Annotated in this window: 23 protein-coding genes; 9 read left to right on the forward strand and 14 right to left on the reverse strand. The window is 69.1% G+C overall.

Annotated features, from left to right (window positions below; genetic code table 11):
* Positions 1-27: 27 nt before the first annotated feature.
* The 6 genes from mmsB to KZ820_RS08675 form a co-directional block, all read right to left on the reverse strand.
* On the reverse strand, positions 28-906 hold the full coding sequence (gene mmsB, locus KZ820_RS08650; RefSeq protein WP_219748257.1) for a 3-hydroxyisobutyrate dehydrogenase: 879 nt from the start codon (positions 904-906) through the stop codon (positions 28-30).
* Between the two features lie 189 nt (positions 907-1,095).
* The gene (locus KZ820_RS08655) at positions 1,096-1,872 is read right to left on the reverse strand and encodes an enoyl-CoA hydratase (RefSeq protein ID WP_219748258.1); all 777 of its coding nucleotides are present in this window, start codon (positions 1,870-1,872) and stop codon (positions 1,096-1,098) included.
* An 11-nt stretch (positions 1,873-1,883) separates the two neighbouring features.
* Positions 1,884-2,927: an enoyl-CoA hydratase/isomerase family protein gene (locus KZ820_RS08660; protein ID WP_219748259.1), complete on the reverse strand. Its 1,044-nt coding sequence runs from the start codon at positions 2,925-2,927 to the stop codon at positions 1,884-1,886.
* Between the two features lie 187 nt (positions 2,928-3,114).
* A complete protein-coding gene (locus tag KZ820_RS08665) occupies positions 3,115-4,260 on the reverse strand; it encodes an acyl-CoA dehydrogenase family protein (RefSeq protein WP_219748260.1) in 1,146 nt (381 codons plus the stop codon).
* A 14-nt stretch (positions 4,261-4,274) separates the two neighbouring features.
* On the reverse strand, positions 4,275-4,772 hold the full coding sequence (locus KZ820_RS08670; RefSeq protein ID WP_219748261.1) for a hypothetical protein: 498 nt from the start codon (positions 4,770-4,772) through the stop codon (positions 4,275-4,277).
* A 22-nt stretch (positions 4,773-4,794) separates the two neighbouring features.
* Positions 4,795-6,348, reverse strand: a complete 1,554-nt coding sequence (locus KZ820_RS08675; protein ID WP_219748262.1) for a CoA-acylating methylmalonate-semialdehyde dehydrogenase — start codon at positions 6,346-6,348, stop codon at positions 4,795-4,797.
* Positions 6,349-6,432: 84 nt separating this feature from the next.
* On the opposite strand from KZ820_RS08675, the gene KZ820_RS08680 reads away from it, so the two are divergent.
* From KZ820_RS08680 to KZ820_RS08695, 4 genes are all read left to right on the forward strand, one after another.
* Complete coding sequence (locus KZ820_RS08680) at positions 6,433-7,341, forward strand: LysR family transcriptional regulator (RefSeq protein WP_219748544.1); 909 nt, start codon at positions 6,433-6,435, stop codon at positions 7,339-7,341.
* A 112-nt stretch (positions 7,342-7,453) separates the two neighbouring features.
* Positions 7,454-8,128 (forward strand): PEPxxWA-CTERM sorting domain-containing protein, encoded by a 675-nt coding sequence (locus tag KZ820_RS08685; protein ID WP_258047980.1) that lies wholly within the window; start codon positions 7,454-7,456, stop codon positions 8,126-8,128.
* Complete coding sequence (locus KZ820_RS08690) at positions 8,125-8,757, forward strand: L,D-transpeptidase family protein (RefSeq protein WP_258047981.1); 633 nt, start codon at positions 8,125-8,127, stop codon at positions 8,755-8,757. The genes KZ820_RS08685 and KZ820_RS08690 overlap by 4 nt, the downstream gene beginning before the upstream one ends.
* 99 nt (positions 8,758-8,856) lie before the next feature.
* Entirely contained in the window at positions 8,857-9,384 is a 528-nt protein-coding gene (locus KZ820_RS08695) for a CAP domain-containing protein (protein WP_219748263.1), read from the forward strand.
* A 38-nt stretch (positions 9,385-9,422) separates the two neighbouring features.
* Here the strand turns inward: KZ820_RS08695 and KZ820_RS08700 are convergent, their stop codons facing one another.
* From KZ820_RS08700 to KZ820_RS08730, 7 genes are all read right to left on the reverse strand, one after another.
* Positions 9,423-10,181 carry a metallophosphoesterase gene (locus KZ820_RS08700; protein WP_219748264.1) on the reverse strand — a complete coding sequence of 253 codons (759 nt, stop codon included), beginning with the start codon at positions 10,179-10,181 and terminating at the stop codon, positions 9,423-9,425.
* Between the two features lie 45 nt (positions 10,182-10,226).
* A complete protein-coding gene (locus KZ820_RS08705; protein WP_219748265.1) occupies positions 10,227-11,165 on the reverse strand; it encodes a beta-1,6-N-acetylglucosaminyltransferase in 939 nt (312 codons plus the stop codon).
* Positions 11,166-11,309: 144 nt separating this feature from the next.
* A complete protein-coding gene (locus tag KZ820_RS08710) occupies positions 11,310-11,819 on the reverse strand; it encodes an FxDxF family PEP-CTERM protein (protein ID WP_183925076.1) in 510 nt (169 codons plus the stop codon).
* Between the two features lie 357 nt (positions 11,820-12,176).
* Positions 12,177-12,728, reverse strand: a complete 552-nt coding sequence (locus KZ820_RS08715; protein WP_219748266.1) for a hypothetical protein — start codon at positions 12,726-12,728, stop codon at positions 12,177-12,179.
* Positions 12,729-12,732: 4 nt separating this feature from the next.
* The gene (locus tag KZ820_RS08720) at positions 12,733-13,518 is read right to left on the reverse strand and encodes a WecB/TagA/CpsF family glycosyltransferase (protein WP_219748267.1); all 786 of its coding nucleotides are present in this window, start codon (positions 13,516-13,518) and stop codon (positions 12,733-12,735) included.
* Positions 13,508-14,923: an undecaprenyl-phosphate glucose phosphotransferase gene (locus tag KZ820_RS08725; protein WP_308462170.1), complete on the reverse strand. Its 1,416-nt coding sequence runs from the start codon at positions 14,921-14,923 to the stop codon at positions 13,508-13,510. The genes KZ820_RS08720 and KZ820_RS08725 overlap by 11 nt, the downstream gene beginning before the upstream one ends.
* 67 nt (positions 14,924-14,990) lie before the next feature.
* Positions 14,991-16,376, reverse strand: a complete 1,386-nt coding sequence (locus KZ820_RS08730; protein WP_219748268.1) for a tetratricopeptide repeat protein — start codon at positions 16,374-16,376, stop codon at positions 14,991-14,993.
* Between the two features lie 233 nt (positions 16,377-16,609).
* Between KZ820_RS08730 and KZ820_RS08735 the strand changes: the two genes are divergently transcribed.
* Genes KZ820_RS08735 through KZ820_RS08750 form a run of 4 tightly spaced genes read left to right on the forward strand, consistent with a single transcriptional unit; the run spans position 16,610 to position 20,674 of the window.
* Positions 16,610-17,182, forward strand: coding sequence for a polysaccharide biosynthesis/export family protein (locus KZ820_RS08735; protein ID WP_183925246.1), 573 nt, complete (start codon positions 16,610-16,612; stop codon positions 17,180-17,182).
* Entirely contained in the window at positions 17,179-18,390 is a 1,212-nt protein-coding gene (locus KZ820_RS08740; protein ID WP_219748269.1) for a hypothetical protein, read from the forward strand. The genes KZ820_RS08735 and KZ820_RS08740 overlap by 4 nt, the downstream gene beginning before the upstream one ends.
* Positions 18,387-19,862, forward strand: coding sequence for a GumC family protein (locus tag KZ820_RS08745; RefSeq protein ID WP_219748270.1), 1,476 nt, complete (start codon positions 18,387-18,389; stop codon positions 19,860-19,862). The genes KZ820_RS08740 and KZ820_RS08745 overlap by 4 nt, the downstream gene beginning before the upstream one ends.
* A 2-nt stretch (positions 19,863-19,864) precedes the next feature.
* Positions 19,865-20,674 (forward strand): CpsD/CapB family tyrosine-protein kinase, encoded by an 810-nt coding sequence (locus KZ820_RS08750; protein ID WP_219748271.1) that lies wholly within the window; start codon positions 19,865-19,867, stop codon positions 20,672-20,674.
* Between the two features lie 311 nt (positions 20,675-20,985).
* On the opposite strand, the gene KZ820_RS08755 is transcribed toward KZ820_RS08750, so the two are convergent.
* Complete coding sequence (locus KZ820_RS08755; RefSeq protein ID WP_219748272.1) at positions 20,986-21,837, reverse strand: SurA N-terminal domain-containing protein; 852 nt, start codon at positions 21,835-21,837, stop codon at positions 20,986-20,988.
* Between the two features lie 87 nt (positions 21,838-21,924).
* Here KZ820_RS08755 and KZ820_RS08760 point away from each other — a divergent pair, with 87 nt between their 5' ends.
* Positions 21,925-22,176 (forward strand): XrtV sorting system accessory protein, encoded by a 252-nt coding sequence (locus KZ820_RS08760; protein WP_219748273.1) that lies wholly within the window; start codon positions 21,925-21,927, stop codon positions 22,174-22,176.
* The last annotated feature ends 1 nt before the right edge of the window (position 22,177 follow it).

Here is a 22,177-nt window from a genome sequence, read left to right on the forward strand (position 1 = left end):
ACGAGGTCATTTGGAGGGAGACGCTTTCTACGCTCCCCGCAGCATCCGGATGATACCGGAGAAATCCTCCCCACCATGCCCGCCCTCGCCGAACGCGCGGTACAGGTCGCGCGCGTTCTCGCCGAGCGGCAGCGTCGCGCCGCCGTCCGCCGCCGCGGCCATCGCCAGCTCGAGGTCCTTGAGCATCAGCGCGCCCGCGAAGCCGCCGCGATAGTCGTTGTCCGCGGGCGACTGAGGGCCGACCCCGGGCACCGGGCAGTAGCTCGTCATCGACCAGCTCTGCGCGGTCGCCTTGCTGGCGATGTCGTAGAACACCTGCGGGTCGAGCCCGAGCCGCTCGGCGAGAACGAAGCCCTCGCAGGTCGCGATCATCGTCGCGCCGAGGATCAGGTTGTTACACAGCTTGGCGGCCTGACCTGTGCCGCTCGCGCCGGCGTGGACCACCGCCTTACCCATGGCCTCGAGGTAAGGCCGGGCACGCTCGAACGATTCGGCCGGCCCGCCGACCATGAAGGTGAGCGTGCCCGCGGTCGCCGCCGCGATGCCGCCCGACACGGGCGAGTCGACCGCGGCGACACCGCGCGCGCGCGCCTGCTCGGCAACCGCGCGCGCGGTGGCGACGTCGATCGTCGAGCAGTCGATGAGGATCGCCGCGGCATCGACCAGCGACAGGATCTCGTCATAGACCTGCGCGACGTGGCGCCCCGCCGGCAGCATGGTGATCACCGCCTCGGCGCCATCGACCGCCGCCGCGGCGCTGTCGGTGGCGAGGCAGCCGGCGTCCTTGGCGCGTGCCAGCGCCTCGGCGGAGAGATCGAAGGCGCGCACATCGTGGCCGTGCTTCGCGAGGTTGGCGGCCATCCCGCCGCCCATATTGCCTAACCCGATGAACGCGACGCGTGCCAAATTGCCTCTCCTCGTTATCCTTACAGCGCCCGCCCCTCCTCCGTTCGCGCTGAGGAGAGGCTGAGTCCGTCGAAGCCTCGTCTCGAAGCGCTGCCACGACCGCGGCGCCGGATGCTTCGAGACGCCGCATCGACGAGCTCAGCGGCTCCTCAGCACGAACGGAGAGCGATCAGACGTCGCGTCACCGCCTCACCGCCCGCTCCACTGCCCGGCGCGCTTCTCCACGAACGCTGCCATGCCTTCCTTCTGGTCGGCGGTGCCGAACAACGCGTGGAACAACCGGCGCTCGAACTGGACCCCCTGCGCCAGCGTCGTCTCGAACGCGGCGTTGACCATCTCCTTGTTGGCCATCGCGGCGAGCGGCGCCATCTCGGCGATCGTCGCGGCGGTGCGCAGCGCCTCGTCGAGCAGCTCGGCGGCGGGTACGACGCGGCTGACCAGTCCGGCGCGCTCGGCTTCGTCGGCATCGATCATCCGGCCGGTGAGCACCATCTCCATCGCCTTGGCCTTGCCGACCGCGCGCGCCAGCCGCTGCGAGCCGCCCATGCCCGGCGACACGCCCAGCTTGATCTCGGGCTGGCCGAACTTGGCGGTGTCCGCCGCCAGGATGAAGTCGCACATCATCGCCAGCTCGCAGCCGCCGCCCAGTGCATAGCCCGCCACCGCCGCGATCAGCGGCTTGCGCGTGCGAGTCAGCTGCTCGTAGCCCGCGAAGAAATTGCCCGCATACATGTCGGCGAAGCCCTGCCCCGCCATCTCCTTGATGTCGGCGCCCGCGGCGAAGGCGCGCTCGCTGCCGGTGAGCACGGCGCAGCGCTGCGCGGGATCGGCGTCATAATCCGCCAGGGCGCGCAGCAGCTCGGCGAGCACCTGCGAGTTGAGCGCGTTGAGCGCCTGGGGGCGGTTGAGCGTCAGCAGCGTCACCGCGTCGCGTCGCTCGACCAGGATCGTCTCATAGTCGGCCATGGGTCAGTCCCTCAATCGTGCGGTGTCCAGGCCTCGGCCTCGGGCAGCGGGGCGAAGATCTGGTCGATGACATGGTCGCTGACGCCCTCGGGCGTGGCGGGTTCCCAGCGCGGGGCGTTGTCCTTGTCGACGATCACCGCGCGCACGCCCTCGAGGAAGTCGTGGCGCTGCACCACGCGCGTGGCGACCGCATATTCCTGCCGCATCTCGTCGGCGAAATCGGCCATGCCCGCGCCATGCTTCAGCAGCTTGAGCGAGACCTTCATCGTCTGCGGCGACTTGGTGCGCAGCGTCGCCAGCGTCGCGCGCGCGAACGCGCTGTCGTCCGCCTCCAGCGCGGCGAACACCGCCTCGACCTCGTCCGAGGCGAACAGCCGGTCGATCGCTTCGCGCTGGTCGAGCAGCGCGGCGTGGCCGGGATCGACATGCGCGGTGTCGAGCAAGGCGCGCAGCTCGGCGGGGCGGGCGGCGATGTCGCGCTTAAGCGCATCGAGCCGCGCGCTCTCGACATAATGCGTCGCCAGCCCGAGCGCGTGGCAGGCCGCGCCGTCGACGCGCGCGCCGGTGAGCGCGAGATACTGGCCGATCCGCCCCGGCAGGCGCGAGAGATACCAGCCGCCGCCGACGTCGGGGAACAGGCCGATGCCGGTCTCGGGCATCGCCAGCCTGGTGTTCTCGGTGGCGACACGGTAGCGGCACGGCTGCGACAGGCCGACGCCGCCGCCCATCGTCACCCCGTCCATGAACGCGACCACGTCCTTGGCGTAGGTGAACAGCCGGTGGTTCATCCGATATTCGACGTGGAAGAACGCGCGCGCCGCGCTGCCGTCGCCCGCGCCGCTCTCCGCGAGCAGGCGGATGTCGCCGCCGGCGCAGAAGCCGCGGCCCTCGGCATGGTCGATCGTGACGCAGCGGATCGTGTGGTCGCCGCGCCAGCGCTCGAGCGCGTCGAGCACGGCGGCGCACATCTCAGCGGTGAGCGCATGGAGCGCCTTGGGACGGTTGAGCCGCAGCTTGGCGACGCCGCCCTCGGTCTCGGCGATGAGGTCAGCCATCAGATCCACCCTGCCACAGGTAGGGGGATGGCGATCCCTGCACCGCGCAACACCGTCATCCCGGCCTTGAGCCGGGATCCATGCTTCCGCAAGCGCAGCGCACGCGGCGCAGTGGATCCCGGGTCAATCTCGGGATGAAGGCGGAGCATGTAGCTAGCACCAGTTCGGGAAATCTGGCCTCCCCCCCTCATTGCCGGGTCAGCTCGCGGCCGACGATCATGCGCATCACCTGGTTGGTCCCCTCCAGGATCGAGTGGACGCGCAAGTCGCGCCAGAACCGCTCGATCGGATAGTCCTTGAGATAGCCGTAGCCGCCGTGCAGCTGCAGCGCGCGGTCGACGATCGACGAGCCGTTCTCGGTCGCCAGCCGCTTCGCCATCGCCGAGAAGCGCGACTTGTCGGGCGCGTCCGCGGTCACCTTGGCGGCGGCGAGGTAGAGCAGCGCCCGCGCCGCCTCCAGATCAGTCGCCATGTCCGCCAGCGTGAATTGCGTGTTCTGGAAGTCGGCGATCGGCTGGCCGAACTGCTGGCGCTCGCGCGCGTAGCGGATCGACTCGTCGAGGCAGCGCTGCGCCCCCCCGAGCGAGCAGGCGCCGATGTTGAGCCGCCCGCCGTCGAGCCCCGCCATCGCGATGCGGAACCCCTCGCCCTCCGTGCCGACCAGATTGGCGGCGGGCACGCGGCAGTCCTCGAAGATCACCTGCGCGGTCGGCGAGGCGTTCCAGCCGAGCTTGCGCTCGGGCGCGCCGAAGGACAGGCCGGGCGTGCCCTTCTCGACCACGATCGCGCTGATGCCGCGGCTCTTCTCCTCACCCGTTCGCACCATGCAGACGTACAGATCGTTATAGCCGGCGCCCGAGATGAACTGCTTGGTGCCGTTGAGCACGTAATCGTCGCCGTCGCGCCGCGCGCTCGTCTTCAGCGCCGCCGCGTCCGAGCCCGAGCCCGGCTCGGTGAGGCAGTAGCTGCCGATCGTCTCCATGGTGACGAGGCCGGGCAGGAAGCGATCCTTGATCGCCGCCGAGCCGAAGCGATCGATCATCCAGGCCACCATATTGTGGATCGAGATGAACGCGCTGGTGGCGGGGCAGCCATAGGCCATCGCCTCCATCACCAGCGCCGCCTCGAGCCGGCCAAGCGCGATCCCGCCCGACGCCTCGCTGACGTAGATCGCGCCGAAGCCGAGCTCGCCCGCCGCCTTCCACACGTCGACGGGATAGTGATGCGTCTCGTCCCACTCGGCCGCGTGCGGCGTGATGCGGTCGGCGGTGAAGCGGCGCGCGAGCTCCTGGATCTCGCGCTGGTCGTCAGTGAGGTCGAACTGGTCGGTCATGTCCTGCCTTGCGGTCAGCAGCGCCGGTAGCGCTGGACGTTGGGTGCCTCGGTGCGGACGAGGATGGTGCCGCCCTGCTCGAGCGTGAGGCGATCGCGCCGCTCCCATGTCGCGCCTTCGCCGCCATCGAAGCGGAGGTCCGCCACCACCTCATAGGGTGAGCGCTGCTCCAGCCGCTGCACGCGCGCCTTGGATTCATGGAAGCGGATCGTGTCGGCGTCGACGTTGATTCGCCCGGTCGCCTCGGTGTTGGCGAGCTGGCAGTCATCGTAGCTGACGCCCCAATAGCCGAGGAAGTCGGTCGGGAAGGCGCGGGCGCGCGCGGCGGTCTCAGTGGGGGCGGCGATCGGGACGCCCGCGCGCGCGGTGGTGGCGACGCCGTTCTGCGCGGCGGCGCGCTCGATCGCGGCCTGGGCGCGCGCCTCGTCGGCGGGCACGTCGTGGCGATTGTAGTCCGCCGCGTCGGGCGAGCAGGCCGCGAGCGTCGCCGCCAGCCCCGCCGTCATCGCCATCCGTCCGCTCCGCCGCATATCGTCACCCCATCGTCGGGATCACGAACGCGTCCTGCACGCGCGAGGGTCCACCGTCCTCGCTGCCGCTGGGAAGCGCAGACCCGTCGGGCCAGCGCTGCGTGACGGTCTTGACCTTGGTCCAGAAGCGCACGCCCTCGGTGCCGTGCTGGTTGACGTCGCCAAAGGCGCTGCGCTTCCAGCCGCCGAAGCTGTGATAGGCGATCGGCACCGGGATCGGCACGTTGATCCCGACCATGCCGACGTTGACGCGCGCGGCGAACTCGCGCGCGGCATGGCCGTTGCGGGTGAAGATCGCGACGCCGTTGCCGTATTGATGCGCGCTCGGCAGCCGCAGCGCACTATCGAAGTCGGGCGCGCGAACGATCTGGAGCACCGGGCCGAAGATCTCCTCCTGATAGGATCGCATCTGCGGCGTGACGCGGTCGAGCAGCGTCGGGCCGACGAAGAAGCCCTTCTCATGCCCCTGGAGCGTGAAGCCGCGGCCGTCGACGACGAGCTCCGCCCCCTCCTCGACCGCGGTGCCGATCCATTCCTCGACGCGCTTCTTGTGCGCGGCGTTGACCACCGGTCCGTAATGCGCCTCGGCATCGGCCGAGACGCCGACGCGCAGGCTCCGGATCGCGGGGATCAGCTTGTCGCGCAGGCGCTCCGCGGTCTGCTCGCCGACCGGGACCACCACGGGCAACGCCATGCAGCGCTCGCCCGCCGAACCGAAGGCGGCGCCGGCGAGATCGGCGACGACCTGGTCGAGGTCGGCGTCGGGCATGACGATGCCGTGGTTCTTGGCCCCGCCCATCGCCTGGACGCGCTTCCCTGCGTCGACGCCGCGACGGTAGACGTAATGCGCGATGTCGGACGAACCGACGAAGCTCACCGCCGCGATCGCGGGATGGTCGAGGATCGCGTCGACCATCTCCTTGTCGCCGTGAACGACCTGGAGGATGCCTTCCGGCGCGCCCGCCTCGAGCATCAGCTCGGCGAGCCGCACCGGCACACTCGGGTCGCGCTCGGACGGCTTGAGCAGGAAGGCGTTGCCGCAGGCGATCGCGACGCCGAACATCCACATCGGGATCATCGCGGGGAAGTTGAACGGCGTGATGCCCGCGCCGATGCCGAGCGGCTGCCGCATCGAGAATACGTCGATCCCGGGCCCGGCGCCCTGCGTATACTCGCCCTTGAGCAGGTGCGGGATGCCGCAGGCGAACTCGATCACCTCGAGCCCGCGCTGGATGTCGCCTCTAGAGTCGGCAATCACCTTGCCGTGCTCGGACGAGAGCAGCCGCGCCAGCGCTTCCATCTCGCGCTCGACCAGCTCCTTGAACCGGAACATCACGCGCGCGCGCCGCTGCGGATTGGTCGCGGCCCAGCCGGGCTGCGCCGCCTGCGCCGCCGCTACCGCGCGATCGAGGTCGGCGGCGGTGCCGAGCGTCACGCGCGCCTGCACTTGCCCGGTGTTGGGGTCGTAGACGTCCCCGCCGCGCCCGCCTTCCCTCGCAGCGCCACCGCCGCCCGCGGACGCCGCCGCGCCGGCGATGTGATGGTCGATGGTGCGCATCGCCTCTCCTTTATCTCTTCCGTTCGCTGTGCGACCCGGCGCGGTTGCAGGCAAGCGGCAATTCTGCAACCTCGGCCTGCGATGATGCAGCCGATCGCCTGGAACGACCTGCAGGATTTCCTCGCGGTGGCGCGCACCGGCCAGATCGCGCGCGCCGCCGTGCTGCTCGGCGTCGACGCCACCACCGTCGGTCGGCGGCTGCGCCGACTCGAGGCCCGGCTGGGCCGGACCCTGTTCGAGCAGACCCGCGAGGGGCAGGTGCTCACCGAGGCGGGCGAAACGCTGCTCGCGCAGGTCGAGCAGATGGCCAGCGCGGCGGAGCGCATCGGCGAGGGTGCCGATCCGCCCGGCGCGCTCACCGGCACGCTGCGGGTGAGCGTGTCGGAGGGCTTCGGCATCTGGCTGGTGGCGCAGCATCTCGAGTCGTTCGCGGCGGTGCATCCGGCGCTGACGATCGACCTGGTGGCGAACTCGGGCTTCCTCAGCCCGTCGCGGCGCGAGGCCGACGTCGCCGTGTTGCTGGCAAGGCCGCGCCACGGCCCTGTGGTGGCGAGTAAGTTGTCCGACTATGCGCTCCACCTCTATGCGGCGCGTTCGCTGGTGGAGCGTGACGGCGTGCCGACCTTGGCGACGCTGGGGAAGCGCCATCGGCTGGTCGGCTACATCCCCGATCTGTTGTACGCGCCCGAGCTGCGATACCTGCACGAGATCGATTCGGCGCTCGCGCCGACGCTGCGCAGTTCGAGCATCAACGCGCAGGCTCGGCTCATCGCAGCGGGCGCCGGTGTGGGGGTTTTGCCACACTTCATCGGTGGCCACGATGAGTCGCTGCTGCGGGTGATCCCTGATGTGGCGATCACGCGCGGCTTCTGGCTGGTCACACACCGTGACACGCGACAGTTGCGGCGGGTCCGCGCATTCCGTCATTGGTTAACACAATTGATCGATCAGCAGCGTGATCGACTGCTGCCGGCTTGCAACACTGTCCCATGATAAACTCTTAACACAGGACATTTTTCTGGACTCACACGGCTGTCTACGTAGAGAGGGAGCATCGCGCTTCCTTAACCGTTGGTCGGTTCGGAAACAGGGATAGGTCTGATCGATGATTAGCTGGCGTCGCCCGCTCACCCTGATGTGGCACCTCACGATCGCGCGCGTCGCGATCGGCGGGCTGGTCGGCGTGGCCGCGGTCGGCAGCTATGGCGCTCTGGGCGGCACGATCGGCGGGCTCGGTATCGCCGAGGCGTCGGCAAAGGTCGCGCGCCTGGTCGACCTGCCCGATCCCGCCGCGATCCTCGGCGCGCGTTCGCCTGGCGGCCGCGATGCCGGCGCGACGTTCACTACCAAGCCTGCCAAGCAGCGGCTGGCGTCGCGTCCGCGCGTGCCAGTGCCCGGTGCGCCGCGCGAGCGCGTGCTGAGCAACGTGCGCGAGCGGCCGAGCATCGGCTGGGCGCCGCCCTATGTCGAGCTGCCCGCGACGCCGCTCGCCTTCGGGCCGGGCGTGCCGGTGGGTGACGTGCCGCTCACCCCGGCCGCGCTCGGGCCGCTGCCGCCGGGCGGCGGCTTCACCCCGACGACGCCGTTCATCCCGGGCGGTGGCACCGGCGGCGGTGGAGGCGGCGGCGGTGGCGGCGGCGGTGGCGACGATGTCGTCCCTCCCCCTGCAGTGCCTGAGCCCGCTACCTGGGCGACGATGATTCTCGGCTTCCTGATGGTCGGCGGCGCGCTGCGCCGCGTCGCGCGCCGCCGCGCGGCGGAGGCCGACGCGGCCGCATGAGCCGGCTCGCCGGCGTGGCGGTCGCGCTCGCCGCGGCCGGCGTCGGCGCGCTCGGCATGGCGTGGTGGAGCCGGCCGGCGACGTCGCCCCTGCCTTCGCCCAGCGCTTCCCCGGCCGTGCCGGCGACCACGATCGGCAGCTATGGTACGCGGGTGAGCTACCCCGCCGGGCGCGAGCCGTCGCTTTCCGCGCCCGATGGCACGCCGCTGCTAGTGCACAGCCTACTCCGCGTCGACCGCCCGATGCATTTCGGCGACTATGTCTGGAACGAGAGCGGCGTTCCCGCGGGAGGCGACACGCGCATCCGCGTCGATCTGTCGCGCCAGCTCATGTCGGTGTTCCGCGGCGGGCACGAGATCGGCACTGCGGTGATCCTCTACGGCACCGATCACAAACCGACGCCGACGGGTACCTTCCCGATCCTCGCGCGCGCGCGACTGCACCAGTCGACGCTCTACGACGCCGAGATGCCCTACATGCTGCGGCTCACAGATGACGGGGTCGCGATCCACGCCAGCGCGGTGCGGCGCGGCTATGCCACGCACGGCTGCGTCGGCATCCCCGAGGATTTCGCGCGCCGCGTCTTCGCCGCCAGCGCGCGCGGCGACCTCGTCACGATCACCGCGTAAACATAGCTTACCCGCCGCTAACCGTGTTTGGCGACCGGTTGGCAAGTGGCCGGCCGGTACATCGCCCTCCTGGATCGAGCATCAGGAAGGGTCCCGGACATGCCGCGCGCCCACGCGCCCCGCCGGCTCATCGCCGCCGTCGCCGCCCTGCTGGCCGCCCCGCTGCTGAGCGGCGCGGCGAGCTTCTCGCAGACGTTCGACGCGCGCGTGCTCGCGGCGCACAATCACGAGCGCGCCTCGGTCGGCCTCGCCCCGTTGCGGTGGAACCGCGAGCTGGTCCAGTCGGCGCAGCGCTGGGCCGACTATCTCGCCAGCACCGGCCGCTTCGAGCACGCGCCCGAGCGCCATTATGATCCCGAGGGCGAGAACCTCTGGGCCGGCACGCGCGGCTATTTCACGCCCGAGGCAATGGTCAACGGCTGGATCCGCGAGAAGCGCTACTTCCGCCCGGGCGTGTTCCCGTACAACAGCGTGACCGGCCGCGTCGACGACGTCGGCCACTACACCCAGCTGATGTGGCGCGACACCGACGAGGTCGGCTGCGCGGTGGCGCGCGGCGGCGAGGAAGACGTGCTGGTGTGCCGCTATAAGAACGCGGGCAATTACCTGGGCGAACGGCCGTTCTGAGCGGCTAGACCAGTCCACGGTCGAGCGAACGCCTCCTCTCATCCCGTCCGACTGGTGAGCACCCAGCGGCGATCCGCCTCCAGCCCCAGCACCGACAACCGGTTCGAGGCATAGGCACCCGTGTCCACGCCGACGCGGTTGCGGCGGACATCCACTTTGTCGCTGACGGTGTGGCCGTGCACCACCATCACGCCGTGATCGACGCGGCTGTCGAGGAAATCGCGCCGGATCCAGCGCAGGTCGCGCTCGCTCTGCTCCTCGAGCGGCACGCGCGGTCGGATCCCGGCGTGGACGAAGACATAGTCACCGAGCCGCACCATCGGCACCATCCGCCGCAGGAAGCCAACGTGGAGCGACGGGATCGCGTCGCGCATCGCGCGGCGGAACGCCTCGGGGTCACGCAGGTGCAGTGCTGGGTCGACGCCGTAGCTCTCCAGCGTCTCCACACCGCCCACCGCGAGCCAGTCGTCGAGTCGCTCCCATGCACCGTCGAGGATGTCGAGCAACGTCTGCTCGTGGTTGCCGCGGATGAAGTGGCGCTGGCCGAAGGCGGCACGCCCGCTCGCGAGCATGCTCACCACCGAGGCGGAGGCCGGGCCGCGGTCGATCAGGTCGCCGAGGAAGACGACATGGACCTCGGGATAGCCACCGCGCGAGTCGCTGTCCGCGCGGATCCAGTCGAGCATCGGCGCGAGCAGGTCGGCGCGGCCGTGGACGTCGCCGACGGCATAGGCACGCACGCCCTCGGGCAGGCAGTAGCGCCGCTCGCGGTCACGGCCTAGCCAACGCCCGATCATCACCGCATCGCTGCCTCTCACCCGTTCCGCGTCGCTCCGGCGCGATCAGTCGCCGTCGAATAGCAGCGCGTCGATCAGGTCAAGCACGGGATCGTCATGGTCGAATTTTCGAGCGAAATGAGCGTTCGACGCCATGATCGCGGGCAGGTCCGCGACCCCGAGCAGCTGCGGATGCGCCCCGCCGCCGTTCCACTGCGCGTAGCGGCGATTGTCACGGTCGAGCGTCACCCCGGGCTCGTTGCACAGCACCGTCTGGTAGTAGGATTCCTCCGGGATCGCGCGGCGATGCAGGTGGCGCTGCAGCCGAAGGTGGCGCTCGCTCGGCGTCAGCAGCAGCCGCGCCGCGCGGCGGTCGGCGGTGATCCAATGGTCGCCGTAGAAGCACGGGAAATCGCGCGAGAACGGTGCGAAGGGCGAGGCGAACGGCAGATGCCAGGTGAACCGCCCCGGCCGGACACGTCGGCCGCCGTCGTTGAAGCGCAGCATCGGAAACCACAGCTCGGCGCCCTGATAGTGGCTCCACTTGAGCCGGCGGTTGCCGTCCGACTCGAACTGGTCGAGCTCAGGGTTGCGCGGGCCGAACCGCTCGAGCGCACTCGCTGCGGTGTCGCCGACCTGGCGATAGTCGATCAGCGCGTCGACCGTCGTCGCGGCCAGCTCGGCGCGGACCGTCTCGGCACGCTTGATCGGATAATCGGCACCGCTGAGCAGCACGAACCAGTCCGGGTCGGCGTCACGGTACAGCAGTTCGAGCGCGGCGAGAAAGGCGCGCACCACCGACCATTTCGCCCAACCGGTGCGGATGCTCGGCGCGACGAAGCGGACGTTGTCGGGAAAGGGCGCGGTATCGATCGGGCATTGCGCCATGTCGTGATGGCACGCGATCGGCGGGTCGCCGTAGAGCCGATTGAGCGTGCGCACCAGCCGCAGCAGCTGGCGCGGCTCGCGGTGCGACAGGATCACGAAACCGATCTGCGGACTCATCCTTCACCCTTCCCCCGCGGCAAGCCCCTGCCCTGCGCCGAAGCCGGGGGCGAGGCAACGCGAAAACGGCGGCCGCCCGCTGGGGCGACCGCCGCTTGCTTGATCGCGTCATCCGATCGGCGGGGCTCCGCGCCTCGCGTCGGATCAGATCGCCTGCGAGAAGCGCACCGCCGGACGACGGCGCATCGAGTAACCGACCACGCCGAAGCCGAGGATCATCAGCGCCCAGGTCGCCGGCTCCGGCACCGCGGCGAAGGTCACGTTGGCGGTGTAGCTGCCGCCGCCCTGCGAGGTGCCGTTGATGATCAGCTTCTGCGGGTTGTCGATCGTGAGCTGACCGCCGTCGGCCGAGCGGAGCACGTAGGAGTCGGTGCCGAGCTGCTGCATGATCAGCGCGGTGCCGTTGAGCGTGCCCGAGAGCAGCTGGATCGCGCCGGTGATCGACAGCGAGATCACGCTCGCGCCCACCTTGCCGACCGACGGCACGTTGAACGTGTAGGTGTCGGTGAAGCCGCCCGGAGTCTTCGAGACGAAGCCGGTGGTGGCCGAATACGTGCCGTCGGCAGACTGCTCGAGCGCCAGCTCGGTCGCCATGGCGGGGGTCGCGGCGCTGAACGCGGCGGCAACGAGCGCGGATGCAACGAACTTCTTCATGCGGATAACTCCCTTAAATCCCTAAAAACACCACGACCCGGACGGTTGAATGACGAGGCTGGTTCACCACCCGATGGCTGGGCTGATACTGATTTACGGGAACTAAACCATCGCCGATTTGCGGCACCGCGGACTGTTTCGGGACACGTCCTCAGTGTAACAAACAGCAGCATGGGAAAGAGCCGCCTCATCCCGTCCTGCACACTTAAGAGCGCAGGACGTGGCGCACCGCAACGCTCGGCTTTTCCAAGATCGGGACGATCAGGTCATTTCAAGATATGGCCGGATCGCGACTGAACCACTTCGGACGGATGTATCCACCGCAACAGGCGCGAGCGATCGACTTCGAGCTTATAGTTAACGGTCGGCTTGCTGCCGCCGCATAACGAGTAGCGCGCCCGCCGCGGCGATGATGATCCCGCCCAATTCCAGCACCCAATTGAGGCGGATGCAGAAGAAGGTCCGGCTGAGCGCCCAGTCGACGTGATGGAACGACGAAGCGCGCACCAGGATGAAGCAATAGAGGAAGACGAGACCCGCCAGCGTGATGTTCCGGGCACGCGGCTGGTGCCTCATCACATATGGCAGTGCAGCAAGAAAGGCGGCGCCGATCGCCGCGATGGCGAAGATGAACAGCGTCTGGAACTCGCGCCGCTGCTCGTACCAGCCATGCGCTTTCGCCCGGTCGCGCAGAACTTGCGTGAAGAGTGATTGCAGATCGAGCTGTTTGTTGATCCCGAGCAGGACGAGCAGCACGGTCACCGCCAGCCAGAAGGGGCGTGGGCGCGGCCCGGCCTTCTCGCGTCGCTGCGCCGCGGCGCACAGCAGCGCCGCGGTGAAATAGGCCAGGACGGTGATCCAGCCGATCGCGGTCGGGTCGCCGATCCCCGGGTGCCAGCGATCGTTCACGCGCTCAGTCCGGAGCGAACGAACCGCGCCCGGCGCGCCACGACCGCGCAAGGCGGAAGATGCGCGGCCCCTCGACCAGATAGCGCCGCCATAGCCGCCGCGGCTGCGAGGCGAGCCGGTGCGCCCATTCCAGCCCGAGTCGCTGCACCAGCCGCGGTGCGCGGCGCTGGCGCCCGACGATGAAGTCGAGCGACGCACCGACGCACAGCGCCACGCCGCACGCGCCGGGCAATGCCGCGATCCGCGCGGCGACGATCTCCTGCTGCGGCGAACCGACCGCGAGCAGGAGGAAACGCGCGCGCGAATCGCGACCGAACGCCGCCGCTGCCGACAGCGCCGCCGGGTCGCGCAGCAGCCCCATCGGCGGAACGTGCTGAACGATGTCGAGACCCGGATACTTCTGCCGCAGGGCCGCGAGCAGCGTCGGATCGCCGCCGATGATCGCGACCCGATCGCCGGGCTGTGCCACCTCATCGAACAGCCGCACCGTCAGATCGCTACCCGGTGCGACCGGCAGCGTCACGCCGCACCAGCGCGCCAGCCGGGCGAGCACGCGGCTGTCGCACAGGGTCAGCGCCGCGCCCTCATACGCATGCCACAGCGCCAGCCCGGTGGGATCGTCGCGCCCCACCGCATCGAGTCGGACGATATGGTCGACGTTGGGCGTCACCACATAAGCGAACGGGGCCGCAGCGCTCGCCTCCCGCAGCCAGGCGACCGCCGCATCGGTGTCGAGCGGGTCGAAGCGCAGCCCGAGAAAGCCGCGCGCCGCGTCGGGCTCAGTACGCATTCTTGTCGAACAGGATGTTGGCGACCGTCTGCACGATGATCTTGAGATCGAGCGTGAGCGACCAGTGATCGATGTAATAGCGGTCCAGCTCGACGCGGCGCTTGGCGCGCTCGATCGTCTGGATCTCGCCGCGCAACCCGCGCACCTGCGCCAGCCCGGTGATGCCCGGCTTGACGCGATGGCGCGCGGCATAGCCCTTCACTGCGTCGAAGTAATAATGGTCGCCCACCTTCATGTGCGTGGCGTGCGGGCGCGGGCCGACGATCGACATCTCGCCGCGCAACACGTTCCAGATCTGCGGCAGCTCGTCGATGCTGAGCTTGCGGATCAGCCGCCCGACGGGCGTGATCCGCGGGTCGCCCTTGCGCGTCCGCTCGGCGCCCGACACGTCCTGCCGGTCGACGTACATCGAGCGGAACTTGTAGACCATGATCTCGCGGTTGTTGAAGCCGAAGCGCGGCTGCTTGAACAGCACCGGGCCACGGCTGGTCACCTTTATCGCCAGCGCGGTGACGAGCAGAAGCGGCGACAGGAACACCAGCGCGACCGCTGCGATGAAGAGGTCCTCGGCGTCCTTGAGCAGGGTGTCGCCGTCACGCATCGGCCGCTGCCACAAAGTCAGCACCGGGATCGCGCCGACGAAGTTCACTCGATAGTCCGGCGCCAGCGCGATCGCCTCGCGCGGGATCAGCGAGATGTCGATCGCCACCTCACTGAGCTTGTCGAGGATCAGATCGAGTCGGTCACGCGTGAGGTCGGCCAGCGCGATCAGCACCTGGTCCACCTCGCCGTCGCGCGCCATCGCCAGCAGCTCGGAGAAGCCGCCGATGAAAGGCAGATCCCCCACCGTCTCGTCGCGCGAGCGTCGCGCGTAATCGTCCGCCACGCCGACCAGGAGCAGCTGCGGCAGCGCCTGGAGGTCGAGCATGCGGCAGGTCCGCTCGACGATCTCCGTGTCGGCGCCGTACAGCACCACGCGTTGCCGAATGCGTCCGCCGACCGCGAGGCGATGCAGCAGCGCGCGCAGCACGAAGCGACTGACCAGCAGCGAGCCCACGCAGGAGCCGACGTACCAGAGCGTCAGCCCGCGCGAGAATTCGTCAACCAGACCGAACTGCCACACGATCGCGCTGCTCAGCAGCGCGGCGAAGACATAGTCGAGCGCCACCGCGGCGTCGCTCGAGCGCAGCATCGCGAGCGACTGGCTGTACACGCCGCGGGACTGCCTGATGAGGAAGAACGCCACCCCGGCGATGAACGCGGCCGCCGTATGGACGCCGGGCACCACCGCGAGGCCGACGGAAAATTCGTACAGCAGCAGCGCCGCCGGCATGCTGATCAGCAGGCAGAGCAGATCGACGACGAAGATCAGCGACGGAATCACGTTGGACGTGAACCGCCTCACTCTGGTGGGCCGCACTACCGTCGCCACTCGCTCACGCCTCGCCGTTCCCTTCCCGCGCGAGAATATCTCACCACTGCAACCGTGCTAGTCGCTGCTGCTCTACAAATTGTTGACCCAATTCGTCGAGTTCGTCGCTGCGCCCCGTCGCGACCAGATATTTTCGCAGCTCACCATAGAGCAGCGGATCGGCGGGAATGTCCTGCAGGCCGCCGCGCAACGCGTTCTCGGCGAGCTGCGGCTGCCCCGCCTGGCGGTAGGCGCGGGCGAGTCGCACCCGATCATCGGGCGCCCGAGTCTTCTCCGCCACGAGCTTCTGCGCGTCGAACACCGCCTGCCGCCCACGCCCGGTACGCAGGTACAGATCGGTGCGCGCGCGCAGGGCGACCACGTTGCTCTGATCGAAGGCGAGCACCTGATTGAGCAGCGACTCGGCCTCGCTGTCGCGGCCCTGAGTCGCGCGGATCTGCGCCAGCAGCGCCAGCACCGAGGCGTTCGCGGCGGTCACAGGCGGCTTCGCCAGCGGCGCCACCAGCGATTCGGCGGCGTCGGCCGCGCCGGTCAGCATCAGGAAATAGGCGTAGCGCAGCCGATCGCGCGGCGTCGCCGCCGCGGCCAGCGCGCGCGCGGTCGGCACGCTCCAGTCGCGCGGCTCGTAGCGGCGCCACAGTGCGAGCACGTCCACCAGCGAGTCGCCATAATCCCCGCCGCGGACCAGCCGCTCGGTCAGCGCCCGCGCCTGGTCGTGCTGGCCGAGCGCGTAGAGCGTCTCGGCATAGGCGACGCGTCCCGCCGCATCGTGCGGGCGCAGCGCGACGAGCTTCTCGCGCGCCGCGGCGAGCGACGGCAGCCGATTGAACCGCCGCGCCACCGTCACCATCGTGTCGAGCGCGGCACCGTCGCGCGGATGCGCCGCGGTGAAAGCGGTCAGCAGCTTCAGCGAGGCGTCGGGATCGCCGCTCGAGGCCAGCGCGCGCGCCTTCAGGATGGTGGCGTTCGAGTCCTCGGGGCGGCTGGCGAGCACCGTCTCGGCGCGCTTGAGCGCGGTATCGAAGTCCCGGTCGTGCAGCGCGACGAAGCCGAGCGTGGCCTGCGGCGCCGGGTCGCTCGGCAGCAAGAGCAATACCTGATTGGCGTAGCGCCGCGCGTCCTCCACGCGTCCGCTCAGCGCGGCGAGGTCGGCGAGCGTCTGGATCACGTTGGCGTTCGAGCGATCGAGCTCGTTGGCGCGAACGAACGCGGCGTAGGCGCCGGCATAATCGCCCAGGGTGAGCTGCACGCGACCGAGCGCCGCCCAATATTGCGGGTTCGAGTCGTCCGCCGCGAGCGCGCGCTGCATCGCCAGCCGGGCGGTCCAGGGATCGTTGCCCGCCAGCGCCGCCTCGTACATGCCAGCATAGCGCGCGGCGCGTTCCTCCGGCGCGCGGCAGGCGGCCAGGGCAATCAGGGTTAACAATAGCGCTATGCGGCCCGACCGCTTCGTTCGACGCACCAGAATGCTGCACATACTCAACAATCTCGTGCGTACATGGAAAGGAAAATGCGGTAAGGCGGCTGACGCTGCGCCCGTTACTCGATATGGGACTAGCGATCAAATAAACTCGTGGCGCGCGCCGATCGATTTGTGGATCAGGCCTTAGTAGTTAGGGGGTCAAGGGAATGGTGAATAAGCTACTGTCCGGGGCAGTGATGGCCTTGGCGCTGATCGGGGCCGTGCCCGCGACGGCGCAGTCGGGCACCGGCGGCTCGGCCGCGGCGCTCGCGGCCTATCGCATCAACCCGGGTGATGAGCTCGACATCTTCGTGTGGGGCGAGGAGCGTCTCCAGCGCACTGTCCGAGTCCTGCCCGACGGCACCTTCTCCTTCCCGCTCGTCGGCAAGGTCGACGCGCTCAACGCGCTGCCCAGCGAGATCGAGGCGCGCATCACCAAGGGGCTGGAGGGCCAGTATCGCACCGCCGTGCCGCAGGTGACCGTCTCGGTGAAGACGCCGCAGGGGATGCAATTCTCGGTGCTGGGCAAGGTCCGCTCGCCGGGCTCCTTCAATCCCGGCCGCTACGTCAATGTGCTCGAGGCGCTCAGCTTCGCCGGCGGTCCGACCGAGTTCGCGTCGCTCGGCAACGTCGTGATCCTACGCAAGACGCCGACGGGCGCACAGGCGGTGCGGGTGCGGCTCAGCGACCTGATGCGCGGCTCGACCGACAATCTCTCCAACGAGTCGCTGCCGCTGGTGCGCGGCGGCGACACGGTGATCGTCCCGTGAGTAGCGTGACCCGTCGTCTTCGCGCCGGCGTGGCGCTGCCGCTCGGCGCCGCGCTGGCGGTGCTGCCGTCGGCGCTGGCCGAGGCGCAGACCACGCGTTTCATCGTCGACGGTCAGGCGGGGGTCGGTTACTCCACCAACCCGTTCGTGATCGACGACAATGACACGGGCAGCGCCTTCACCGAGCTGTCGATCACGCCCCAGCTCGTCCGCCTCGACGAGAAGGGTGAGGCTGCGCTCAGCGCCTACTACCGCCGCACCGATTATTTCACGCGCTACGACTCGGCCGACAGCTATGGCGTCGAGGCGCGTGCACGGCGGCAGCTCAGCCAGACCTTCAACGCGCACGCGGTGGTGAGCTATGACAGCTCGATCATCGGCCAGAGCAGCTATGGCCTGGTCGGCGTGCTCGATCCGTCGCTGCCGCCCGATCTCGGCACGCCCGATATCGCGCTGCTCGGTCTGCGCCAGCGCCAGAAGAGCCTGGTCGCCGCGGTCGGCGCGGACCTGCGGATCAGCACGCGCGACACCGTCAACGGCGAGCTGCGCGCCAGCCGGATCAGCTATGCCGATAGCGGCATCCTGACCTCGTCGACGACCAAGTCGGCGACGCTCGGTTGGTCGCACGCCGTGTCGGCGCGCACCAGCGTCGGGCTTCAGGGCTCGGGGTCGTGGACCAGCTTCGAGCGCCAGCGCACCTCGGGAGCCTTCTACCAGCCGCAGGTGACGCTGACCCACCAGTTCAGCTCCTCGGTCACGGTGACGGCCGCGCTCGGCGCGCTGTTCATCACCTCGCGCACGCCGCTGGGGACGACGCACTCGACCGGCATCTCGGGCAATATCTTCGCGTGCAAGGCGGGGCAGCGCAGCAACACCTGCTTCCGCGCCTATTCGGACGCGCAGCCGACCGGCTTCGGTGACATCTCCAAGCGCCAGGGCGCCGGCTTGGACTATTCGTACCAAGTCCGCGAGAACGACGTGGTGCGCGCGTCGGTCGATTACTCGCGCGTGCAGGAAACGTCGAATCTTCTGCAGGCGCGCAACGCCTCCTTCATCACTGGTGGTGCAAGTTACGAGCATGGCTTCTCGCGGCGTCTCTTCGGCGGCGTCGCGGGCGGCTATCGGCGAGCGACCGGCGGCGGGCGAGACTGGCCGTCGGACCTCAACGTCAAGGTATTCGTGCGAGCGAGATGGGGCGATACGCAGTGAGTGACGTCGACACGAACGAGGAAGAGGGCGGCGGCGCCGGCTTCTTCGGTTATATCCCCACGATCCTGTGGCAGCGCCGCTGGCTGATCATCGTCCCCTTCGTGGTGCTCTCCACGATCGGGGTGGCGCTCGCGCTGCTGCTGCCGCCGATGTACCGCTCGTCGGCGACGCTGCTGGTCGAGTCGCAGGAGCTGCCCTCGACGCTGGTGAGCTCGCCGCTGACGACGATCATCGACCAGCGCATCGCCAAGATCCGCGAGCAGGTGCTCAGCCGCGGCGACCTGATCGCGCTGATCGAGCAGAACAACCTGTACGAGAAGGAGCGCCGCTCCAAGCCACTGTCCGAGATCGTCGAGACGATGCAGAAGGCCACCGCCGTGCAGGCGGTGAGCGGCGACATCGGCCAGGGGCAGCAGGCGCAGAACGGCGGCACCAGCACGATCGCGTTCACGATGAGCTTCGACTACGCCGATCCCGCCAAGGCGCAGGCGGTGATGCAGAGCATCGTCAGCCGCTTCCTAGAGATCGACGCGACCACCATGGCGGCGCAAGCGACCAACACGGTCGACTTCCTCCAAGACCAGTCGCGCAAGCTGCAGGATCAGATCGGGCAGATCGAGGGTCAGATCACCCAGCTCAAAGCGCGCAACGGCCTCGCGCTGTCGTCGGGCGGCATCGTGATGCCCTCTAACAGCAGCGGCTATAGCGCGCAGATCGCACAGCTGCAGAGCGAGAATCGCGCGCTGTTGGCGCAGTCGCGCAAGTCCGGCGGCAAGGACCCGCTGGTGCAGCAGGCCGAGCAGGCGCTGATCGCGGCGCGCGCCGTCTACAATGAGGGCCATCCCGACGTGATCCGCGCCAAGGCGCGACTGGCGCAGGCGCAGGAGATCGCCAAGTCGCAGGGCGACACCTCCGACACCGCGCTGGTGCAGAGCCAGATCCAGGCCAACAACGCGCAGATCGCGCAGCTCGAGTCCTACCGCGCCAGCGACAACGCGCGCGCCTCGGCCAGCCTGGCCAATTCCTCGCGCGCACCGGTGGTGATGGAGCAGGTCAACCAGCTCGAGGCACGCGCCAGCGGTCTGCGCGACCAGCTCAAGGACATCACCGGCAACGTGCTGCGGGCGCAGAACTCGGCGCGGATGGCACAGGAGCAGAAGGGCGAGCGGCTCACCGTGGTCGATCCCCCTGCGTCACCCGACCGCCCGGTATCGCCCAACCGCCTGATGCTGATCGGCGGCGGCGTCGCCGGCGGCCTCGGCCTCGGCCTGGTGCTCGCGCTGGCGCTCGAGTTCCTGATGCGCCCGATTCGCGGCGTCGACCAGCTCAAGGCGCTCGGACTCGAGACGCTGACGGTGGTGCCCACCTTCACGCCGGACCTCGCGCCGGGGCAGAAGCGCCGCCGCTGGCTGCCCGGGCTGCCGTTCCGCCGCAAACCCCGTCTGGCCGCCGAGTCCGGCGGAGCGCTGTGAAGATGACCGACATGCTCAAGGCCATTCCCATGACCAAGCCCGAGTTCGCACCGTTCGCGGGCGAGACCTTCCCCACGCTGGACCAGAGCGGCGAGTTCGCCTGGTCCACGGCGGAGGCGAAGCAGCGCGGCATCTACGGCTTCGATAGCCGCGACGTGCGCTCGCGTCCGTTCAACATGCTGCGCTCGCGGCTGCTCAAGCTGCAGCGGCACAAGGGCTGGCGACTGTTCGGCATCGTCTCCGCGACGCCGGCGGTGGGCAAGTCGTTCTGCGCCACCAACCTGGCGGCGGCGCTGTCGCGTACGCCGGGGCTCGACACCTACCTCGTCGATCTCGACCTGCGCCGCGGCTCGATCGCTTATAATTTCGGCATCCCGGTCGAGCGCGGCATGCGCGACTATCTCGAGGGTGAGGTCGACTCGCTCGGAGCGTTCGCCTGCCACCCGCAGGGTGAGCGGCTGATGATCCTGCCGACCGACCGCGCCCCGGCGCACTCGGCCGAGCTGCTCGCCTCGTCGCGGATGGAGCGCGCGATCGCGTCGATGCGCGCGGTCACCGCGCCCTCGATCTTTCTTTGCGATCTGCCGCCCGTCTTCGCCAACGACGACGCCACGATCGTGACGACCAAGCTCGACGCCTTCATCATGGTGGTCGAGGAAGGGCGCACGACCAAGAAGCAGGTCAAGGACGCGCTCCACGTACTCGACCAGGCGCCCTGCGCCGGCGTGGTGCTCAACCGCTTCGACGGCGGGCTGCTCGCCGACAGTTACGGCTACGGCTACGGCGCCGGCTACGCGGATTATTATAAGTAAGCGGCAGGGCTGGTGCTGGCGGTCCGAGCGATCGCCGCCAGCTTCGACACGCATCCATCGAAACACCTTGCCATCCCGGCCTTGAGCCGGGATCCATCGGGCTGCGCTCAAGCAAACCGTTGTTCTTGCGGAAGCGTGGATCCCGGCTCAAGGCCGGGATGACGACGGAGTCATAGCGGCGAGCATGTAGCGGCTCGCCGTGCTCCTAAGAACGCCGCAGCCCTATGCCACAGGTGCTTCACGCACCCGCACTCGTGTCCGCAGGACCGACCGGACGAGCGGCGGCGCCACCTGACGCCGCCGCCCTCACCTCACTTGGCGCCAGCGGCCGGCGCGCCCGCGCCGGTCGGCGGCGGGGCATAGCCCGGCTGATACTCGATCTTGGCGGTCGAGCGGAGCTGCTTCACCTGGTCGTTCAGGCTCTTGTCCTCGTTCTGCTTGCGCAGCGCGCCGAGCGCGGCCTTGCGCATGTCGTCCGCCGACATCGCCACCGGCTCGCGCCCGACGATCACGTTGGCGAACAGCTTTCCTCCCGCCGGCAGAACGAACGGCTCGGTCGACGGCAGCGCAAGGATGCGCTTGAGCACCTCGGGTGGCACGCTGGCGGTGTCGAGCCGGCCGCTCGTCCGCGTGAACGGGATGTTGAGCTTGGTCAGCGCCGCCGCCACCGCGTCGAGCGAGTGCGCGTCCTTGAGCGGCTCCAGCGCCTTGGGATCGCTCGGCGGGTCGATCGCGATCTGCTGAAGCGCGAGCACCTGGCGCTGCGCGAAGGCCTGCGGGTTCGCCGCGATGAACTGGTCGATCGCCTTCTGGTCGGGCAGCTTCTGGCTGCCGTTCTGACGCTCGGCGTTCATCGCGATCAGCAGCTCGTCGGTGAGGCGGCGCTGGCGGCTGAGGAACTCGGGCGTCTTGTCGACGCCGTTCTTGCGCGCGTCCTGCGCGAGCAGGCGGCGGCTGATGATATTCTGCAGCAGCTGTGCGCGCACCACCTTCTGGTCGGCGCCCTGCGGCACATTGGCCTGCTGCAGCTCGGCGTTGAGCTCGCCGATCGAGATCTCGTCCCCGTTCACGACCGCGACCGACTGCCCGGTGGGCTTGCGGTCGCACCCCGCCGCGAGCAGCGCGAGCGAGCTCGCCGCGATCAAAGTCCCACGCCTGAACATCTCAATCCCCTTTTCACTGTTGATGGCCTACCTAGCACAAGCTGCGGATTTGCTGTACCGCTACCGCGTCAAGGATTGGACCGCCGGATGGAAACTGCTTACGATTGGGTGACTTTGGCCATTTTCGCCGGCCTTGTCGTGCTGTTTCTGCAACGATCTGTTTCCAACGACCGGCAGGACTCGATGCTTGCCTATCTGGCCGGCGCGGTGATCTGCGCGCTCGCCAACTATTTCGGCAATTCGGGTCAGCATCTGCTCGCGATCGCGTTGATCGTCGCCAACCTGATCTTCATCCTCCTCGTCCTCAAGCCGATCGACCTGCCCACCCGCCGTTCGTGAG

It is taken from the genome of Sphingomonas citri (assembly GCF_019429485.1).
Lineage (GTDB): Bacteria > Pseudomonadota > Alphaproteobacteria > Sphingomonadales > Sphingomonadaceae > Sphingomonas > Sphingomonas citri.

What these genes read in the sequence shown, in the direction of transcription:
- KZ820_RS08655 (WP_219748258.1), bottom strand. Translation starts at nt 1,872, where the DNA reads ATGGCCGACTATGAGACGATCCTGGTCGAGCGACGCGACGCGGTGACG.
- KZ820_RS08660 (WP_219748259.1), bottom strand. Translation starts at nt 2,927, where the DNA reads ATGGCTGACCTCATCGCCGAGACCGAGGGCGGCGTCGCCAAGCTGCGG.
- KZ820_RS08665 (WP_219748260.1), bottom strand. Translation starts at nt 4,260, where the DNA reads ATGACCGACCAGTTCGACCTCACTGACGACCAGCGCGAGATCCAGGAG.
- KZ820_RS08670 (WP_219748261.1), bottom strand. Translation starts at nt 4,772, where the DNA reads ATGGCGATGACGGCGGGGCTGGCGGCGACGCTCGCGGCCTGCTCGCCC.
- KZ820_RS08675 (WP_219748262.1), bottom strand. Translation starts at nt 6,348, where the DNA reads ATGCGCACCATCGACCATCACATCGCCGGCGCGGCGGCGTCCGCGGGC.
- KZ820_RS08680 (WP_219748544.1), top strand. Translation starts at nt 6,433, where the DNA reads ATGCAGCCGATCGCCTGGAACGACCTGCAGGATTTCCTCGCGGTGGCG.
- KZ820_RS08685 (WP_258047980.1), top strand. Translation starts at nt 7,454, where the DNA reads ATGATTAGCTGGCGTCGCCCGCTCACCCTGATGTGGCACCTCACGATC.
- KZ820_RS08690 (WP_258047981.1), top strand. Translation starts at nt 8,125, where the DNA reads ATGAGCCGGCTCGCCGGCGTGGCGGTCGCGCTCGCCGCGGCCGGCGTC.
- KZ820_RS08695 (WP_219748263.1), top strand. Translation starts at nt 8,857, where the DNA reads ATGCCGCGCGCCCACGCGCCCCGCCGGCTCATCGCCGCCGTCGCCGCC.
- KZ820_RS08700 (WP_219748264.1), bottom strand. Translation starts at nt 10,181, where the DNA reads ATGATCGGGCGTTGGCTAGGCCGTGACCGCGAGCGGCGCTACTGCCTG.
- KZ820_RS08705 (WP_219748265.1), bottom strand. Translation starts at nt 11,165, where the DNA reads ATGAGTCCGCAGATCGGTTTCGTGATCCTGTCGCACCGCGAGCCGCGC.
- KZ820_RS08710 (WP_183925076.1), bottom strand. Translation starts at nt 11,819, where the DNA reads ATGAAGAAGTTCGTTGCATCCGCGCTCGTTGCCGCCGCGTTCAGCGCC.
- KZ820_RS08720 (WP_219748267.1), bottom strand. Translation starts at nt 13,518, where the DNA reads ATGCGTACTGAGCCCGACGCGGCGCGCGGCTTTCTCGGGCTGCGCTTC.
- KZ820_RS08735 (WP_183925246.1), top strand. Translation starts at nt 16,610, where the DNA reads ATGGCCTTGGCGCTGATCGGGGCCGTGCCCGCGACGGCGCAGTCGGGC.
- KZ820_RS08750 (WP_219748271.1), top strand. Translation starts at nt 19,865, where the DNA reads ATGACCGACATGCTCAAGGCCATTCCCATGACCAAGCCCGAGTTCGCA.
- KZ820_RS08755 (WP_219748272.1), bottom strand. Translation starts at nt 21,837, where the DNA reads ATGTTCAGGCGTGGGACTTTGATCGCGGCGAGCTCGCTCGCGCTGCTC.
- KZ820_RS08760 (WP_219748273.1), top strand. Translation starts at nt 21,925, where the DNA reads ATGGAAACTGCTTACGATTGGGTGACTTTGGCCATTTTCGCCGGCCTT.